We start from the raw sequence: 18,569 nt of genomic DNA on the forward strand, positions 1-18,569 counted from the left end.
ACGATTACATACTTAGTTCTGTCACATTCTCTCTAATTCAACGGGTGATTTTATATTGGTGTACCTGTTGGGTCAAGGTATGAGCTCAGAACAAGTGTCAAAATCGAAAGTCCACCTTTCGGTCGAGAATATCGGTGGCATCGACAACCTGTCAACGTCGTTCGAGCCGGGCGTGACGGTGTTGGCGGGTCGGAACGCCACGAACCGAACGTCGCTCTTGCGGTCCATCATGGCCGCCCACGGAAGCGACGACGTCGCGCTCAAGGGCGACGCCGACGAGGGGTCGGTGGAACTCACCATCGGCGACGAGACGTACACCCGGACGTTCGAGCGGCAGGGTGACGCCGTCATCTCCGGCGGAGAGCCCGTCCTCGACGACCCGGACCTCGCGGACCTCTTTTCGTTCCTGCTCGAGACGAACGACGCCCGACAGGCGGTCGCCCGCGGCGACGACCTCCGCGACCTCATCATGCGTCCGGTCGACGTCGAGTCCATCAACGAGCAGATCGAGTCGCTCCAGCAGGAGAAACGCGACATCGCCGACGAGCTCTCGACGCTCAGCAACCTCTCCGACCGCCTGCCGCAACTCGAACGCCGGCGGACGAAGCTCGAAGGCCAAATCGAGGAGAAAGAAGACGAACTCGCCGAGAAAGAACAGGAGGTCGAGGAGTACGACGCCAGCGTCAGCGAGCGTCAGGAAGTCGAGAGCGAACTCGAATCGAAGCTCGGCGACCTCCGGAGCAAGCGCCGCGACATCAACGACGTCGACCGCCGCATCGAGACGGAGAAACAGAGCCTCGACGCGCTCGAATCCGAGGAAGACGAACTAGCGGACGACGCCGAGGACCTCCCGGAGGTCGCCGGCGGCAAAATCGACGAAATCGAGTCCGAAATCAGCCGGCTCCGGACGCGCCGGCAGGAGATTCAGTCGACCGTCAACGAGCTTCAGTCCGTGATTCAGTTCAACGAGGAGATGCTCTCGGGAACCTCCTCGGACGTCGTGGACGCGCTCCGCGACGCCGACGACGCCGGCGGGAGCGTCACCGACCAGCTCCTCGGCGACGACCAGGTCGTCTGCTGGACGTGCGGCTCCGAGGTCGCCAAATCGGAAATCGAGGGGACGCTCGAACGTCTCCGGACGCTCCGCGAGGAGAAACTCGAAGCTAATCGCAATCACCGCGAACAGCTCTCCGAACTCGAAGACGAGAAGTCCACCCACGAGCGCCGCCAGCGCGAGCGCGACCGCATCGAGCGCCGCCTCTCCGAAATCGAAAGCGAGCGCGAGACCCGCCAAGAGCGCATCGAGGAGCTCAAATCCGAGCGCTCGGACCTCGAAGCCGAAATCGACTCGCTCGAACAGACCGTCGACGAACTCGAAAGCGAGGAACACGGCGACTTGCTCGACCTCCACCGCGAGGCGAACCAGCTCGAATACGACCTCGGACGCCTCCGCAGTGACCTCGAAGACGTCGAAGACGAAATCGACGACATCGAGCGCAAACTCGACGAACGCGACGAACTCGAAGCGGCCCGCGAGGACATCGAAGACGAACTCGAAGAGCTTCGGACGCGCATCAAGCGCCTCGAATCCGAGGCCGTCGAGGAGTTCAACACGCACATGGACGACGTGCTCGACGTGCTCGAATACGACAACCTCGACCGCATCTGGATCGAGCGCACGGAAAAGCGGGTTCGGGAGGGCCGAAGGAAGGTCACGAAGTCCGTCTTCGACCTCCACGTCATCCGGACCAACGAAGACGGCGTGAGCTACGAGGACTCCGTCGCCCACCTCTCGGAGTCCGAGCGCGAGGTGACCGGCCTCGTGTTCGCGCTCGCGGGCTACCTCATCCACGACGTCTACGAGACGGTGCCGTTCATGGTCCTCGACTCCCTCGAAGCCATCGACTCGAACCGCATCTCGCGGCTCGTGGACTACTTCGCCGACTACGCCGACTACCTCGTCGTCGCCCTCCTCGAAGAGGACGCGCAGGCCGTCGACAGCGCGTACCCGCGCTACTCGCCGGCGTAACGTCGCAGACGCCGGTTGCATTCTTCGTTTTTCCCACCCGCGACGAGTCGCGTCGCGAACGCGACGTCTCGTTTCGAGTTACACTATTAGCGGTGTCACGAGGCGGGACCGGCGGCGACGTGGCGGCGCGCTCAGGAGAGCGCGATGCTCAGTTCGAGTTCCTCGGCGATGCCGAGGAGGACCTCGGTGAGACGGTCGAACTGCTCGCCTTTCATCCGGTTGGAGGGGCCGGCGACGCTCAGCGCGCCGAACACGTCGCCGTCCGGTCCCATGACGGGGGCTCCGACCGCGCGGACCCCGCTAATCTGCTCTTCGACGTTGAGCGCGTAGCCGCGCTCTCTGATTTCGGCGAGTTCGTCGAACAGCGCCTCCTCGTCGTGAATCGTCTGTTCCGTCTCCTTGGGGAGGCCGACCCGGTCGATGATTTCGCGGACCCGCGCTGTCGGCATGTGGGCGAGGATGGCCTTCCCGCTCGCCGTCGAGTGGAGGTAGACGCGCTTCCCCACGGTCGACTGCGTCCAGACGCCGTGTTTTCCGGGTGCGGTGTGGACGTACACGCCCCGTCCGTGCTCCTCGACGGTGAAAATCGAGCGCCGTTCCGACTCCTCGGAGAGAACGTTGGTGTAGTGTTCGGCCTTCCCGAATCTGCGTTTCCGCGTCCGGACGAAGTTTCCGAGACCGAGGAAGCGAAGCCCGAGATGATACGTATCGCCCTCTTTAACCACGTATTCCTGCGCTTCGAGGGTCGTCACGTGGGTGTGTGCGGTGCTCGGCGCGATGTCGAGTTCGCGGGCGATTTCGGTCACGCCCGCCCCGTCGCGTTCCCTGAGTAATTCGACGATTCTGAGGGTCGTGACCGTCGTTTTGAGCGAGCGGTCGTTCGCGGTTTCGGTCATTACCTGCGGGTCGTCACCATCGCACATAGTCGTTTCGCCTCTCCCGAATACCAGTTGTTAGATAGCGAATGCGGGCCACGCTGACGCCGAAACGAGTCGTTTGTGAACGATACGCATGCTTTGCGTCCGGATCGGTTTTCGAATCCCCGCCCCAGAGACGGCGAAATCGGCGACCGAAATCGGCAGAAAGCGGTTCGAGAACCCCCGAATCGCCGGGATTAGGTCGCGCTCTCGATTTCGGCATCTCCCGCCCCTTCCATTCGTTCCTCGTGAATCGCAATCCGTATACCGAATTTAGAGCCCGAACGTCCACCGCTCCGGAAGTGTTATTATCGTTTCTCCAGTCCAATCGAACGAGACTCAATGAACCACAACGAGATGTTCGAGGCGGTCGAGTCGCTGGAGGCGGAACTCGTCTCACTCACCGAGTCGCTCTGGGAGACGCCCGAACTCGGGCTTCACGAGACCGAGTCCGCCGAGTTGCTCTCGTCGGTCCTCCGCGACGCCGGATTCGACGTCACCGAGGACATCGGCGGGATGCCGACGGCGTTCAAAGCGACCTACGGCGAGGGCGAGCCCCACGTCGGCATCCTCGGCGAGTACGACGCCCTGCCCGGACTGTCGCAGACGGTGTCGTCGAACAGGGAACCCGTCGAGACTGGCGCGCCGGGCCACGGCTGTGGCCACAACCTGTTCGGCGTCGCCGGCGTCGGGGCCGCGCTCGCCGCGAAGCGCGCCATCGACGACGGGCGGGCCGAGGGGACGGTCACGTTCTTCGGCTGTCCCGCCGAGGAGATTCTCGTCGGCAAGGTGTTCATGGCCCGCGACGGGGCGTTCGACGACCTCGACGCCGCGCTCACGTGGCACCCGAGCCACCTCAGCGCGCCGTTCATGGCGCAGACGCTCGCGATGAACTCCGTCGAGTACACGTTTCACGGCGAGTCGGCCCACGCCGCCGACAGCCCGCAGTCGGGTCGGAGCGCGCTCGACGCCGTCGAACTGCTGAACACCGGGTCGGAGTTCATGCGCGAGCACGTCTCCGACGACGCCCGTATCCACTACACCATCCCCGACGGCGGCGGCGCGCCGAACGTCGTCCCCGCGGAGGCGACGGCGTGGTTCTACGTCCGCGCGCCGACCCGCGACGAGGTCGACCGCATCACCGACTGGCTCGACGACGTGGCCGAGGGCGCGGCGCTCATGACACAGACGACGGTGTCGCGGCGGTTCCACACCGGCTGTTACGACTACGTGGCGAACCACGCGCTGTCCGACAAACTGCTGGAGAACATGCGACTCGCCGGCCCCATCCCGTACACCGACGAGGACCGCGAGTTCGCCGCGGAGCTTCAGGAGACGCTCTCGGCCGAGACCATCGAGGCGCGGACGGCGCAACTCTCCGAGGACCGACGCGAGGCGGCGCGCTCGTCGGTGCTGTATCCCGACGCCCAACCCTCCTACGACGTGGGGACAGTGCTCAACGGCTCCACGGACGTCGGCGACGTGAGCTGGATTACGCCGACCGCGCAGTTCTGGGCGGCGTCGTGGCCGGTGGGGACGCCCTCGCACACGTGGCAGGCGGTCGCCGCCAACGGGAGCTTCGGGTCGAAGGCGGCCGTGTACGCCGCGAAGGTCCTCGCGGCGACGACGCTCGACCTCCTCTCGGACGAGGCGCTGGTGGCGGCGGCCCGCGAGGAGTTCGAGGCGTCGGTGCCCGGCGAGTACGAGTCGGCGCTGCCGGAGGGGACGGAACCGCCGTTCCACCTCACGCTGTAGGCGGTGGACGTCGGTAAAATCTCGTTTCGTTCGGGGTTTCGCTCGCTACAGTTCGTCTTTCGGTCGCCGAGGCTCGCGTTACTCCAGTTCCGACCGGAGATGCGTCAGGATGCGGTCGGTCGTCGCCTCGATGACCTCTTCGAGGAACTCGGGGTCGGACTGCGTCGGGTCGCCGAGGCCGCCCTCGACGGTCAGGTCGTCGAAGTGGGCGTACTGGCGGACCTCGTAGCGGTTCTTCTTGGTCTGCGGCGTCTTGCGGTCGCCGCGGACGAGGTCGGGCCGGTAGTGCTCGATGACGCTCGTCTCGTACTCGCCGGCGTGGCCCCACTCGGTGCCGAACCGCGCCTCTAACTGGTCGCGGGCGAAGTCGGTCCAGTGGGCGTAGTACGAGTCGAGTCCGTGGTCGCGCTGGAGTCGGTCGAGAGCGAGTTTATGCGGCTCGATGTTGCCCCCGTGGAAGTTGGCGACGAGGAACCGGGTCCCGCCGTGGCGCTGGACCGACCGCCCCACGTCGATGATTATCTCCTGGTACGTGTCGGCTCCGAGCGATATCGTTCCCGCGTAGTTGATGTGGTGCTCCGAGTAACCGTACGGGAGGACCGGGAGAACGAGGAGGTTCAGGTCGTGTTCCGGGGCCGCCGCGGCGAGCTCCGCGGTCAGGTTCTCCGCCCGGATGGAGTCGACCGAGGTCGGGAGGTGCGTCGAGTGCTGTTCGGTTGCCCCGCAGGGGAGCACGACGAAGTCCGCCTCGTCGAACGCGGTTTCGGCTTCCTGCCACGTCATCTCCGCTAGGAGTGACTGTGACTCCGTTGAGTCCATAGGGAGATACGCACAGTTGTCGTATATAATAATTTACCATCCGGCAGTATGAGTGGACAAGGGGAAACGAACACACAGTATGCAAATGCTTATGTTGGTGATGCCGAAATGATTCGGCGTCAATGATGAGAGAGAGTGTCTCACGTAGAGATATACTGAAAACGACGGGTGCGTCGATACCTGTCTTGCTCGCCGGCTGTACGTCCGACTCCGGGTCCGAAACGACGACCGAGGGTGACGGCGGCGGCACAACCACGAGCGGCGGAACGGAGACGTCCGCCGGTAGCTCCGACGCGACGATAAACATCGGACAGTCGCTGAACCCCGTCCGATTCGACCCGATAACCCAGCTTTCGAACCCCGACGCGCTCGTCGCCAACCGGGTGTTCAGCCAGCTGTACACCTACGGGGAGGGGACCGACGTGGTCCCGAACCTGGCGACGAGCATGCCGACCATCGAACGGGACAACACCCGCTACATCGTCGAAATCGTCGACAACGCGATGTTCCACAACGGCGACCCGGTCACCGCCGAGGACGTGGCCTACTCGTTCCGCGCGCCGATAGAAGAGGAGACGCCCCTCTTGGGCATCTTCAGCGTCATCGATTCGGTCGAGGCCATCGACGAGACGACGGTCCAGTTCGACCTCTCGAACCCCTACGCGATGTTCCAGCACGTCCTCACCCACCAGGTCGTGCCGGAGGCCGTCCGCGAGGAGGACAAAGAGGCGTTCAGCACCCAACGGCCCATCGGTTCGGGGCCGTTCAAGTTCGTCGAGTGGGAAGAGAGCAACTACGTCACGCTCGAACGCTGGGACGACTACTGGGGCGACGAACTGCCCAACGTCGCGGGCGTCGAGTTCACGCCCATCACGGAGTCGACGACGCGCGTCACCAACCTCCGGACGGGCGACGTGGACGTCATCGAGACGATTCCGCCCCGGCTCTGGGACACCGTCGAGAGCACCGAAGACACGAGCATCTCCGAAATCGAGAGCGTCGGGTACTTCTACGTCGCGTTCAACTGCAACGAGGGCCCGACCGCCGACAAGCGCGTCCGCGAGGCCATCGACTACAGCTTCTCGATGGACGACGCGGTCGACCGCTACATCGACCCGGCCGGCCTCCGTCAGTACGGCCCGCTTCCGGGGCCGATGGTCGAAGAGTGGGACATGCCGCTCGAAGAGTGGATGGAGATTCCGAACGACAAGGACGTCGAGCAGGCGACGGCGCTGTTCGAGGAGGCGGGCGTCCCCGCCGACTGGGACGCGAAGATTATCGTCCCGCCGGACGACAACCGCGAGAACATCGGCCTCTCCATCGCCAACGGCATCAAGGAGGCCGGCTACGAGGCCCACGTCGAACGGCTCGACTGGGGCGCGATGCTCAGCCGCGCGTACACCGGCAACGCCTCGGACTACAACATCTACGTCCTCGGGTGGGTCCGCTACCCCGACCCGGACGACTTCATGTTCAACCTGTTCCACGAGGAGTCCGAGGGCGTGAACCAGGGCGTCTACTACAAGAACGACGAGGTCATGGACCAGATTAAGGGCGCGCGCGAATCGACCGACCGCGACGAGCGCCAACAGCTCTACCAGTCCGCCATCTCGACGCTCTTGGAGGACAAAGTCCACCTCCCCGCGTTCAACTACAAGAACTCCTACGGCGTGAAGTCCACCGTCAGCGACTTCCAGGTCCACCCGGTCTCGCCGCAGAACCCGCGGCTCCTCACCGGCTACAACAACGTCTCTGTCGACAGATGACGTTACCTTGTCGGTGACAGTTACCAAACGTTATATGCTCACTCCCCATCCACTCCACCCATGACGACAACCGGTTACATCGGACGGCGATTACTCCAAATCGTTCCGGTCATGCTGTTCGTCGTTACGGTCACGTTCGTCCTCATCAACTCGATACCCGGCGACCCGGTTCGAATCCTCGTCGGGCCGGCCGCCGACGCGGCGGCTATCGAGGCCGCCCGCGCGAAGTACGGCCTCGACCAACCGCTGTACGTCCGGTACGTCAGGTACCTCGCGGCGGTCGCGACGGGCGACTTCGGGACGAGCATCCACTACGGTGGGGTCGCGGTGACGGAGAAAATCTTCGAGCGGCTCCCGGTGACGCTCTTGCTCCTCGCGTCGAGTTTCACCCTCGCAATCGGCACCGCAATTCCGCTGGGCATCTTCGCCGCCAAGAACCGTAACAACGGCTACGACCACCTCGCCCGCGTCACGTCGCTCATCGGCGTCAGCACGCCGAGCTTCTGGGTCGGTCTCCTGCTCATCATCGTGTTCGCGTACTACGGCGACCTCCTGCCGCCGAGCGGGCTCATCATGCCGTGGGCCGACCCCGCGTCGGTCGACGGGGCGACGTCGAGACTGGACGTGCTCGTGACTGCGGCGTCGCATCTGATACTCCCCTCCATCACGCTGGGGACGCTCCAGATGGCGGCCATCACGCGCATCGAGCGGTCGTCGATGCTCGAAGTGCTCAACAAGGACTACGTCCAACTCGCCCGCGCCTACGGCGTCTCAGAGCGGACGATTCTCCGGCGGCAGGCGTTCAAGAACGCGCAACTGCCGGTGCTCACCGTCATCGGCATCCAGATGACGACCGCCCTCGGCGGCGCGGTGCTGACCGAGACGGTCTTCAACATCAACGGGATGGGGAACCTCATCATCACCGCGGTCCGGGCGCAGGACTACCAGCTCATCATGGGCACGACGATATTCTTCGCCATCGTGTTCGTCCTCGGCGTGCTCGTCGTGGACGTGCTGTACGCGGTCATCGACCCGCGCATCTCCTACGGGGGTGGTTCCGGTGAGTGATTCGACGGCCGCCGTCGGCGACTCGACCCGCGCGGGCGGCGTCGCGGACGCCGACGAGCGCTCCGCCGTCTCGCGCTCCTCGCAGGTGCTCCGACAGCTCAAGCGCAACTCGGCGTCGCGCGTCGGCCTCTACGTCATCGGGCTCGTGACGCTCGTCGCGCTGTTGACGACTATCGACGCCGACCTGTTCGACTACCAGTTCGCGGCGACGTTCTGGTACCACCCGGAGAACGACCCGGCGGGAAGCACCATCCTGCTTCCGCCGGTCGGCATCGAAAACAGCTTCGGGACGGGGTCGTGGGCGCATCCGCTCGGGACGGACCACCGCGGCCGCGACGTGCTCGTCAGACTGGTGTACGGAACGCGCATCGCCGTTCAGGTGGGTCTCATCGCGACGGGCATCGGGATGACCATCGGGACGGTCGTCGGCGCGGTCTCCGGCTACTACGGCGGCTGGGTGGACGACGTGCTCCAGCGGTTCGTCGAATCGCTGTACGCGATTCCGTTCCTCATCCTCGTCATCGCCATCATGTCCGCGTTCGGCCGCGAACTCGGCATCGCCATCGTCGGCGTCTCCATCACGACGATTCCGGTGTTCACGCGGCTGATTCGCTCACAGGTGCTGAGCGTCCGGGAGATGGAGTACGTCGAGGCCGCGAAGGCCGCCGGCGTGCGCGACCGCCACATCATCTTCCGCCACATCATCCCGAACAGCTTCGCGCCGGTGCTCGTCCAGTCGACGCTGCAGGTCGGCGTGAACATCCTCATCGTCGCGTCGCTGTCGTTCCTCGGGTTCGGGGTCCAACCCCCGACGCCGTCGTGGGGGCAGATGCTCGCCCACTCGCGGCAGTACATGATCGTCAACCCGTGGTTCAGCATCTGGCCCGGCCTCGCGATTCTCGCGACGGTCATCGGCTTCAACCTGCTGGGCGACGGCCTGCGCGACGCAATCGACCCGCGGTCGAACGACTGACGATGAACGGACCACACGTCTCACCGACCGTCCGCCGCGGGGCCGGGAGTAGCCCGGTCTCCGCCGCTCGCTCGCCCGCCGAACTATCGCTCCCTTCCCGGGACGGCGTCGGAACTCGCTCTCGCGGTTCTGCAGAGGCACCCATCTCACGCACCGACGCCCCCCACCACTCCACGACCAATGTCTGATACGCTACTCACCGTCCGCGACCTGCACACCCACTTCCGAACCGACGCGGGGACCGTTCGGGCCGTCGACGGTATCTCGTTCGAGGTACAGCGCGGCGAAGTGCTCGGTATCGTCGGCGAAAGCGGCGCGGGAAAGAGCGTCGCGGCGCGGAGCATCATGCGCCTCATCGACTCGCCGGGCGTCATCGTCAACGGCGAGGTCCGCTTCGAAGACGACCTCCTCGTCGGCGTCGAGCGCGGCGACGACCCCGACGACGAACCGCGTCAGGACCCCGAGATGCTGTCGAGCCGCGAGATTCGCGAGCGCGTCCGGGGCCGCGAAATCGCGATGATATTTCAGGACCCCACGGAGAGCCTCAACCCGGTGTTCACCGTCGGCGAGCAGTTGAGCGAGATTATCGGGCTCAACCGCGACGTGTCGGCGGCCGAGGCCGAGGCCATCGCCGTCGAGCGCCTCCGCGAGGTCGGCATCCCCGAGGCCGAACGCCGGATGGACGACTACCCCCACGAGTTCTCCGGCGGGATGCGCCAGCGCGTCCTCATCGCGATGGCGTTCGCGTGCGAACCGAGCCTCGTCATCGCCGACGAACCCACGACGGCGCTCGACGTGACCGTCGAGGCCCAGATTCTCGACCTCGTGAAGGACCTCGCGGCCCGCTACGACACCTCGTTCGTCTGGGTCACCCACGACATGGGCGTCGTCGCCGAGATATGCGACCGCGTCGCCGTGATGTACCTCGGCGAAATCGTCGAGCAGGCGACCGTCGACGACCTCTTTCACGACACGAAACACCCCTACACCGAGGCGCTTCTCGGGTCGATTCCGCGGCCCGACCGCGACGTGGACGGCCTGTCGCCCATCGAGGGCATCATGCCGGAGGCCATCAACCCGCCGAGCGGCTGTCGCTTCCACACGCGGTGCCCGCACGCCCGAGAGGCGTGTCTGCACGTCCACCCCGACGCCCGACTCGTCGACGAGGGCGGCGAGGGAGACGGCGACGTGGCGATACAGGCCGGTGACGGAACCGCCGTCACCGAAGTCGCCGCCGCGCCGCACCGGGCGGCGTGCCTGCGCAACGACTCGTTCGCCGAGGCGGGCTACTGGGAGAGCGCCCCGCTCGACGACGCCGAATCAGCCTCCGGGTCGGCCGCCGCCGAGTCGGATTCCGCCGAGACCGGTGACGCCGCCGAGACTGGGACCGGTTCAACGTTCGACCCCGACGCCGACCCGCTCCTCAGCGTCCGCGACCTGCGGAAGTACTTCGACGCGAGCGACGGCTTCCTCGACCGCCTCCGGTTCGACCGCGACGCGGGACTGCTTCCCTTCTCGGTCGACCGCGAGCACGTCCGCGCGGTCGACGGCGTCTCGTTCGACATCCTGCCCGGCGAGACGCTCGGCCTCGTCGGCGAGTCCGGGTGCGGGAAGTCCACGCTCGCGCGGACGCTCCTCCGGTTGGTCGACCCGACGTCCGGCGACATCGTCTTCGACGGGGAGAACCTCGCCGAACTGTCGAAAGAGGAGCTTCGCAAGCGCCGCAAGCGAATGCAGTTCGTCTTTCAGGACCCGCAGGCGTCGCTCGACCCGCGGATGACCGTCGGCGAAATCGTCGAGGAGCCGATGCAGGCCCACGGGCTCTACGAGGGCGAACGCGAGGCCCGGGCGCGCGAACTGCTGGAGACGGTCGGCCTCGACGCCGACCACTACAACCGCTACCCCCACCAGTTCTCGGGCGGCCAGCGCCAGCGGGTCAACCTCGCGCGGGCGCTCTCGGTCGACCCCGACTTCATCGTCTGCGACGAGCCGACCTCGGCGCTCGACGCGTCGGTGCAGGCGCAGGTGCTCAACACGATGAAGGAGCTCCAAGACGAGTTCGGGCTGACGTACCTCTTCATCAGCCACGACCTGAGCGTCATCCGCCACGTCTGCGACCGCGTGGCCGTGATGTACCTCGGGGAACTGGTCGAACTCGCGGACAAGGACGACCTGTTCGAGTCGCCGAAACACCCCTACACGCGGGCGCTCCTCTCGTCGATTCCGGTGCCCGACCCGCGGGTGTCCCGCGAGACTGTCCCGCTGTCCGGCGACGTTCCGTCGCCTATTCACCCGCCGACCGGCTGTCGGTTCCACACCCGGTGTCCGAGCCTCGTCGCCCCGGGGGACCTCGACCTCGGCGACGAGGAGTGGGACCGCGTGCGCCGGTTCGTCAGAGCCGTCCAGCGTGAATCCCCGGATATCGTCGCCGACGACGCTCGCGCGACCTACTTCCCCGACGGGCTCCCCGCCGGCGACGCCGGCACGACCGTGGAGCGCGCGCTCTCGCTCGCGGCCGACGGCGCGTGGCGCGACGCCGCGTCGCTCCTGACGGAGACGTTCGTCGAGCCGAGCGTCTGTACCTCCGAGGTGCCGACGCTGGAGTCGCCCGACGGACTCGACCGTGTCGTCAGCTGTCACCACTACTCCTGAAAAAGCGCCGCCGGCTTTACCTCGCCCTCACGCCGACCCGAACCGGTCGGCGACTTCGGCCACGGTTTCGAAGGCGACGCCCGGCGCGTCGGCGACGTGTTCGACGAACGATTCGAGCCGGGCGAGCCGGTGGGACTGCCCGATGACCTGCGGGTGCATCGTGAGGACGAACACGCCACCGTCGACGTTGTCCACCATCCAGTCGAACTGCTCGCGCCACTGGCGGAACACCGCTTTCTCGTTCGCGTAGCCCCGCTTTCGGTTGAAGGCGAACGCCGGGAAGTCGTCGCGTTGCCACGAGACGGGCACCTCGACGATGTCGGTCTCGGTGCCGCGTTCGAACGGCGCGTCGGCGGGCGCGGCCCACCCCTCGCGGACGCGGTACGGCTCGAAGTCGGTCGCCATCTGGCTCGAGTCCCACTCGAAGCCGAGTTCGTCGAGGATGCCGAGCGTGTGGGTCGAAAAGTCCCACGAGGGCGAACGGTAGCCGGTCGGCCGCCGACCCGTGAGGTCGACGATGCTCTCGACGCCGCGTTTCACGTCGTCGTACTCCGCCGCTCGCGACTCGTACTGTCGCGGGCGGGTGTGGGACCAGCCGTGGTGCTGGACGTCGTGGCCGCGGCTCCACACCTCCTCGGCGGCCTCGGGGAAGCTGTCGATGGTGTGGCCCGGCGTGAACCACGTGGTCTCGACGCCGAACTCGTCCAAGAGGTCGAGGACGCGGGGCGCGCCCACGTCGACGCCGAAGAGTCCTCTCGACAGTTTCGTCGGGCTGTCCGGCGATTCGAACGAGTGTATCCACGAGGAGACGCCGTCGAAGTCGAAGGTGAGGCAGACGCTGTGGTGAGTCACGCTTCGACGTACGAAAATAGATGTGATAGCTGTTTCCATGCCGCACTCGCGGGACGCGGCCCACGCCGGGTCGATTCGCGGACTCCCGACCCGCAGGTTACCGAAACGCCGGCGCGACGCGCTCGGCGAACAGCTCGGCGCTCGTGGTCTCGGGGAAGTCCACGAACTCCACGACGACCTCGCCGAAGCCCATCTCGTCGAACGTCTCCAGTCGCTCGCGGACCTGCTCCGGCGTGCCGACGAGCGGGTACTCGCTGTCGGCGACGTTCTCGGGTTTGAACCGCGGGAAGTGCTCGTCGAGCAGGGCGTCGAGTTCCGCCTCGTCCTCGCGGAGCAGACACCGCGCGAACCACGACCGCTCTATCTCCTCGAACGACCGGCCGTAGCCCTCGCAGTGGCGTTCCAGCACGTCCAGTTTGTGTTGCATCACCTCCGGCGGCCCCCAGAAGTTCCACGAATCGGCGTACTGGGCGGTGATTCGGAGCGTGAACGACTCGCCGCCGCCGCCGACCATGATGGGCGGATGCGGGTCTCGGACGGGATGCGGCTGACACATCGCCTCGTCGAGGGTGTAGTAGTCGCCGTCGAAGCTGACCGTCTCCTCGGTCCACAGGCGCTTGAGTATCCGAATCGACTCCTCCAGCATCCGAAGGCGGGTCGGCGCGTCCGGCCAGTCGTAGCCGTAGGCCCGCGCCTCGCTCTCCTTCCAGCCGGCACCCATGCCGAGTTTCAGCCGTCCGTCGCTCACGGCGTCGAGCGTGGCGGCCTGCTTGGCGAGGAGCGCGGGGTTTCGGAAGTGGTTGTTCACCGTCTTCGGGTAGAGGTACACGTCCTCGGTCTCGCGGGCGATGGCGGCCAGCGTGACGAAACACTCCGTCGTCGGGCCGCTACCGGTCATGACGTGGTCGGGGACGGCGACGCCGTCGAAGCCGAGACCTTCCACCGCCACGGCGAACTCGACCTGCGCGTCCCACGAAATCTCGTCGCAGAACGCCAACTGGGAGTGAACGGAGTCGCCGGCGCTGGTCGGAACGTTGACTGCGAACTGCATACGAACGGCTCACGCGCGACCACGAAAACAGTTACCACTCCACTCGCCGCCACCCCAACACGTACTACGGTCCGCGCCGTCGCCGACGACATGACGGACCATCTGCGCGCGGCAATCGTGACCGGCGCGTCCAGCGGTATCGGGCGGGCGGTCGTCGAGCGACTCCGAGCGGACTACGACTACGTCGCCTGCTTCGATATCGAGACCGGCGAGACCGACTGGGACGACGAGCGCGTCCACGAGTTCGCCGTCGACGTTCGCGACCCCGACGCGGTCGCGGACGCGGTGGCGGCGGTCGAATCGGTCGCCGACGTGGCGGCGCTCGTGAACAACGCGGGCATCTCGCGGGCCGTCTCTCTCGCGGACCTCGACCCGGACGAGTGGGACCGCGTCCTCGACGTGAACCTCAAGGGGCAGTACGTCGTCGCCCGCGCCGTCGCGCCGGCCATGGTCGAGCGCGGCGAGGGTGCCATCGTCAACGTGTCGAGCGTCGCCGGCCTCCGCGGGAGCGCCACCGGCGGCGTCCACTACTCCTCGTCGAAGGCGGGCGTCTTCGGGCTCACGAAGGGGCTGGCGAAACAGCTCGGCCCCGAGGTGCGCGTCAACTGCGTCGCGCCGGGGCTCGTCGAGACGCCGCTTCTCACCGAGTCGAACCTCTGGACCGAGGAGGCGCTCGCCGAGTACGCCGCCGACCTCCCGCTCGAACGCATCGGGACGCCCGAGGAGGTCGCCGACGTGGTCGCGTTCCTCTGCGACGGCGCGGGCTACGTGACGGGCACGGTGCTGACGGTCGACGGCGGGTCGATGCTCCGGTGACGCGTTGAGTGACTGCGGCCGCGGTCGGTCTGGCCCATCGCCCGGACCGAGTGAATATCTCAATCATATAAAATATCGAGCTATAATCTATTTCTTATACTTTTGTCGAACGGGCGGTCGACTTCGGACACGTCGTCGTCTGCGGTCGCTTCGAGTCCCGCCCTCGGTTCTGTTTCGACCGATTCGCCCGTTTCGAGTGTCGACGCCGGTCTCGACTCGACGTTCACGTTTCCGTGGTGACTCCAGTCTCTCCCCTCCCGCGGGTGTTCGAGTAACGACCGACTGCGAGCGCGATATGGTTCATTTGCCCCGTGATTTTCCTGTTTTTGGCGGCGAACCTGATGACTGGTGGTCGTCTTATTCGAGACGGATTTCGTCGTGACTGGGGTTATTCTCCGAAACTGGCGAACTGAGCGTTCGAAGCGACTGAGACGACGGTTTCGCGCCGATGTGGTGGTCAGTTGGCTCTCAAAGACATGACCCGTTGTGATTACTCAAAATACAGTACTGTCTACTTAATAGTCAGGGAAACAAGATTTCTCTCCGCTCGTCCCGCAACGTTGAGCCTTTCAAAACATATTACGCCGCCGCCGCTGTACCGGACGCTCGGGCACAACCATGGACTACGTCAAAGAAGACGACACGGTCGTCGTCAGGCTGGACCCCGGCGAACAGGTCCTCGACTCGCTCGCGACGGTGCGCGACGAGTTCGACATCGAACACGGCTTTCTCACGGGTATCGGCGCGGTCGACTCCGTCACGCTCGGCCACTACGACGTGGGCGACCAGGAGTACCTCGAAGAGGAGTTCACGGGCCAGTTCGAGGTGACGAGCTTCCTCGGCAACATCGGCCCCGACAAGATTCACACGCACATTCAGGTCGGCACGCGCGAGTTCGAGACGCTCGGCGGCCACTGTTCCGGTGCGCGCGTCTCCGGGACGTTCGAAGTCGTCATCCATCTCGGCGAGACGCCGCTGACCCACCACCTCGACGAGCGGACCGGCCTCGACGTGTTCGACATCTGAGCTGGCCCGGCCCAGCTCGGGCCGAGCCGCACTGAGCCGAGTCGAATCGGACCGAACTAAACCGAACTGAACCGAATCGAGCGAGCCGCGGTGCGGACACTCGTTCGCTTTTTCGTGCGTCCGCTGTGGGTCGAGAGCGCCGCGCTCGTCGGACGACGTGAGGCGATTCGGAGCAAGAAAAGGCGGTGCTGTCGGGGCGTCGGCCGGCGGTGGAGGGCCGAAGCGAGGGGGGCTGGAGGGCGCGTGTCGGCGGACTGGCCGACGCCCCGAGCGCACCGGGCGAAGGTTCCGGGGGTCGTCCGCCGACGCGGGTTCCGCCGCGGGGACGCGACCGGGGACCGCTGGTCGCGCCGCCGTCGGCGGGTCGCAACCGCCGGTCCGTTGGAGCGCGGCCGGCGGCAACTATTCGTAGTCGGTAACCCACATTGGCGGTTCCTCGGTTACTACCGTTAGTTACGTGAGTAGCATGAATAGCGTGTGTTTCCCGGAGTCTCGGGTGTACGGGTGCAGTATCGGTCGTCTACGGGTGAATCACTCAATCGAATGACTTTCGACGCGGGGGGTCGTGGCCGAGAGTGACAGATGAAACGACATCTCCGCGTTCACATTGTCCCCCTGTGGCGCGAACACGACCGCATCGTCGGCCCCATCGAGGACGACCGGCCGGACAAGGTCTACCTCCTCGAACACGAGGACCCCGCGGTCGAGCGCCCGACCTACCACGAGGCGGTCGTCGACCGCATCGCCGACGTGGTCGGCACCCCGCCTGACGTCGAGTACCTCGACCTCTTCGACATGTACGAGGTGATGGGCGCGATTACGACCATCGCCGACTGGCACCCCGACGACTTCGTCCGCGTCAACGTCACCGCCGGCACCAAGCGCGCGGCCGTCGGCGCGACGATGGCCTGCATGGACGAACACACCGACGCCGAACCGTACGTCGTCGACCCCGAGGTCCGGCCGCACGGCCTCGACGCGCCGGTCACCGAGGGCTTCGAGCGGGCGTCGCTCCTGACGACCTACCAAATCGACTCGCCCTCTCCCGACCAGGTCGCCGCGCTCGCCCTCATCGAGGCCCACGACACCGACGCCAAACGCGCGAAGAAGAAGACGCTCATCACCGAGGCGGCCCGCTACGGCCTCGAGTTCATGCGCGGCCGCGTCGACGGCGAGGTCGAGGACTACGACCCCGTCACCGGGGACTACAACGTCCTCGACAACCGCGTCACCGCGACGCTCGAACATCAGGGCTACGTCGCGGTCACCCAGCGCGGAACCCGCCGCTACCTCGAACTCACGGAGGAGGGGAGACAGACGCTCCGCGCGTTCCGCCACCGCGCCGAGTCGGTCGTCTCGGACCTCGAAGCGCGGACCGACGACCCCTCCGACAACGTCGATTTCGCCCTCGACAACCCGGTCGACGCGCTCGTGGAACACCGGTAGGGCGAGTCGTCGCCCCCGTCGCGCACCGTTCTCCCTGCGACGCTCGCCGTCCCCTCGCGCGCTGAGGACAACTGTTAGTACGGTAGCGACGGGACACAGACATGTATGCCCTCCAACATGCACACACTGTTAGTACGGTAGCGACGGGACACAGACATGTATGCCCTCCAACATGCACACGCGCAGAGCCGTCCTCGCGGCCGGCGGCGCGACCGCCCTCGCGTCGCTCTCAGGCTGTGTCGCCCGCGCGTTCAGCACTCTCGACGTCGAGCGCGACTACCGACGGGACGCGCCCGTCGGCGACGTGACGGGCGCGTGGCCGACCTACCAGCGCGACTTCGCCAACACCGGTTACACGACCGACCCCGGCCCCTCGGCGGACGCGGGCGTCGAGCGAATCGCGTCCGGCGACGCGGCGCTCGCCACCTCAGTCGCGGTCGCCGACGCCCGCGGCGTGCTCGGCTACAGCGACGGGGACGGCGAGGACGGCGTGTATCGCGCGCTCGACCTCGACGCCGAGACCGCTCCCGCGGACTCCGACCGCGCGTGGACCGTCGACTACGCCCACGGGAAGTCCACGCCCACGCTCGCCGGCGACGCGATGTTCGTCTCGACCGCGGAGTTCGTCGCGGCCTACGACGCCCGGACCGGCGAGCGGTGCTGGCGGACGAGCGAGGGCGGGTACGGGACCCCCGCGAACGCGCCGGTGCTCGCCGCGGAAACGCTCGTCGACGGCGGCGGTTCGACCGTCTTCGGGCGCGACCCCGCGACCGGAGAGGAGCGATGGAGCTACGACGCCGGCAGGGCCTCGCCCGGTCTCGCCGCCCGCGACGGCGTCGTCTACACGCCAATCGGCGTCGACCACGAGCAGACCGGCGTCGCCGCGCTCGACGCCGCGACCGGCGAGGAGCGGTGGCGACGCGAGGACCCCCCGCAGAGCGCCGTCCCGCTCACGGTGGACGACGCCCATCTCTACTACAGCGCTCACCGCGGGAACGTGTTCGCCCTCGCCCTCGAAGACGGGTCGACGCAGTGGCGGGCGTCGGTCCCGCTCCCGGAGAACGGAAGCCCGCAGACCGCCGTCGCGGACGACACGCTTCACGTCCAGTCCTCGCGGGGGAGCCTCGCCGCGTTCGACGCCGGCGACGGCGCGACGAAGTGGACGCTGTCGCTCGATGCCGATACGTTCGCCCGGCCGCCGGTCGTCGCCGAGGACACCCGATTCGTGGCGAGCGACGACCGACTCTACGCCGTCTCGGCGGCGTCCGGCGATGAACTGTGGTCGAAGGCGCTCGACGCGCGGCCTACTGGCGGCCTGTCGGTCCGCGGGTCGGAACTCTACTTCGCCGGGACGGGCAGGAACCCCGGCGTGTTCCGCGTAGCGGACTAAGGCCAGCGG

14 protein-coding genes are annotated in these 18,569 nt (G+C 66.5%); 10 read left to right on the forward strand and 4 right to left on the reverse strand.

The annotated features are described in order from the left end of the window. Positions 1-79: 79 nt before the first annotated feature. On the forward strand, positions 80-2,029 hold the full coding sequence (locus C441_RS05750) for an archaea-specific SMC-related protein (RefSeq protein WP_007274260.1): 1,950 nt from the start codon (positions 80-82) through the stop codon (positions 2,027-2,029). A 131-nt stretch (positions 2,030-2,160) separates the two neighbouring features. Here the strand turns inward: C441_RS05750 and C441_RS05755 are convergent, their stop codons facing one another. Further along, on the reverse strand, positions 2,161-2,925 hold the full coding sequence (locus tag C441_RS05755) for an IclR family transcriptional regulator (protein WP_007274261.1): 765 nt from the start codon (positions 2,923-2,925) through the stop codon (positions 2,161-2,163). A 363-nt stretch (positions 2,926-3,288) separates the two neighbouring features. Here C441_RS05755 and C441_RS05760 point away from each other — a divergent pair, with 363 nt between their 5' ends. Next, on the forward strand, positions 3,289-4,701 hold the full coding sequence (locus tag C441_RS05760; protein ID WP_007274262.1) for an amidohydrolase: 1,413 nt from the start codon (positions 3,289-3,291) through the stop codon (positions 4,699-4,701). 78 nt (positions 4,702-4,779) lie between these two features. Here C441_RS05760 and C441_RS05765 read toward each other — a convergent pair whose 3' ends face one another. Further along, the gene (locus tag C441_RS05765) at positions 4,780-5,484 is read right to left on the reverse strand and encodes a creatininase family protein (RefSeq protein ID WP_007274263.1); all 705 of its coding nucleotides are present in this window, start codon (positions 5,482-5,484) and stop codon (positions 4,780-4,782) included. A gap of 221 nt (positions 5,485-5,705) precedes the next feature. Between C441_RS05765 and C441_RS05770 the strand changes: the two genes are divergently transcribed. The 4 genes from C441_RS05770 (at position 5,706) to C441_RS05785 (ending at position 11,979) form a co-directional block, all read left to right on the forward strand. Then, the gene (locus C441_RS05770) at positions 5,706-7,286 is read left to right on the forward strand and encodes an ABC transporter substrate-binding protein (RefSeq protein WP_007274264.1); all 1,581 of its coding nucleotides are present in this window, start codon (positions 5,706-5,708) and stop codon (positions 7,284-7,286) included. A gap of 60 nt (positions 7,287-7,346) precedes the next feature. Next, positions 7,347-8,354 carry an ABC transporter permease gene (locus C441_RS05775; RefSeq protein WP_049904907.1) on the forward strand — a complete coding sequence of 336 codons (1,008 nt, stop codon included), beginning with the start codon at positions 7,347-7,349 and terminating at the stop codon, positions 8,352-8,354. Beyond that, the gene (locus C441_RS05780) at positions 8,347-9,327 is read left to right on the forward strand and encodes an ABC transporter permease (RefSeq protein ID WP_007274265.1); all 981 of its coding nucleotides are present in this window, start codon (positions 8,347-8,349) and stop codon (positions 9,325-9,327) included. The genes C441_RS05775 and C441_RS05780 overlap by 8 nt, the downstream gene beginning before the upstream one ends. 180 nt (positions 9,328-9,507) lie before the next feature. Next, positions 9,508-11,979: a dipeptide ABC transporter ATP-binding protein gene (locus C441_RS05785; RefSeq protein ID WP_007274266.1), complete on the forward strand. Its 2,472-nt coding sequence runs from the start codon at positions 9,508-9,510 to the stop codon at positions 11,977-11,979. 27 nt (positions 11,980-12,006) lie between these two features. On the opposite strand, the gene C441_RS05790 is transcribed toward C441_RS05785, so the two are convergent. Then, a complete protein-coding gene (locus C441_RS05790; protein ID WP_007274267.1) occupies positions 12,007-12,831 on the reverse strand; it encodes a polysaccharide deacetylase family protein in 825 nt (274 codons plus the stop codon). A 97-nt stretch (positions 12,832-12,928) separates the two neighbouring features. Then, complete coding sequence (locus C441_RS05795) at positions 12,929-13,882, reverse strand: TIGR03560 family F420-dependent LLM class oxidoreductase (protein ID WP_007274268.1); 954 nt, start codon at positions 13,880-13,882, stop codon at positions 12,929-12,931. 90 nt (positions 13,883-13,972) lie between these two features. Between C441_RS05795 and C441_RS05800 the strand changes: the two genes are divergently transcribed. The 4 genes from C441_RS05800 (at position 13,973) to C441_RS05815 (ending at position 18,560) form a co-directional block, all read left to right on the forward strand. Beyond that, positions 13,973-14,698: an SDR family NAD(P)-dependent oxidoreductase gene (locus C441_RS05800; RefSeq protein WP_007274269.1), complete on the forward strand. Its 726-nt coding sequence runs from the start codon at positions 13,973-13,975 to the stop codon at positions 14,696-14,698. Between the two features lie 618 nt (positions 14,699-15,316). Then, positions 15,317-15,724, forward strand: coding sequence for a PPC domain-containing DNA-binding protein (locus C441_RS05805; RefSeq protein ID WP_007274270.1), 408 nt, complete (start codon positions 15,317-15,319; stop codon positions 15,722-15,724). Between the two features lie 582 nt (positions 15,725-16,306). Further along, a complete protein-coding gene (locus tag C441_RS05810; RefSeq protein WP_007274271.1) occupies positions 16,307-17,170 on the forward strand; it encodes an HFX_2341 family transcriptional regulator domain-containing protein in 864 nt (287 codons plus the stop codon). Positions 17,171-17,330: 160 nt separating this feature from the next. Continuing rightward, positions 17,331-18,560 (forward strand): PQQ-binding-like beta-propeller repeat protein, encoded by a 1,230-nt coding sequence (locus tag C441_RS05815; RefSeq protein WP_007274272.1) that lies wholly within the window; start codon positions 17,331-17,333, stop codon positions 18,558-18,560. Positions 18,561-18,569: the final 9 nt, after the last annotated feature.

The organism is Haloferax sulfurifontis ATCC BAA-897, from assembly GCF_000337835.1.
GTDB lineage: Archaea > Halobacteriota > Halobacteria > Halobacteriales > Haloferacaceae > Haloferax > Haloferax denitrificans.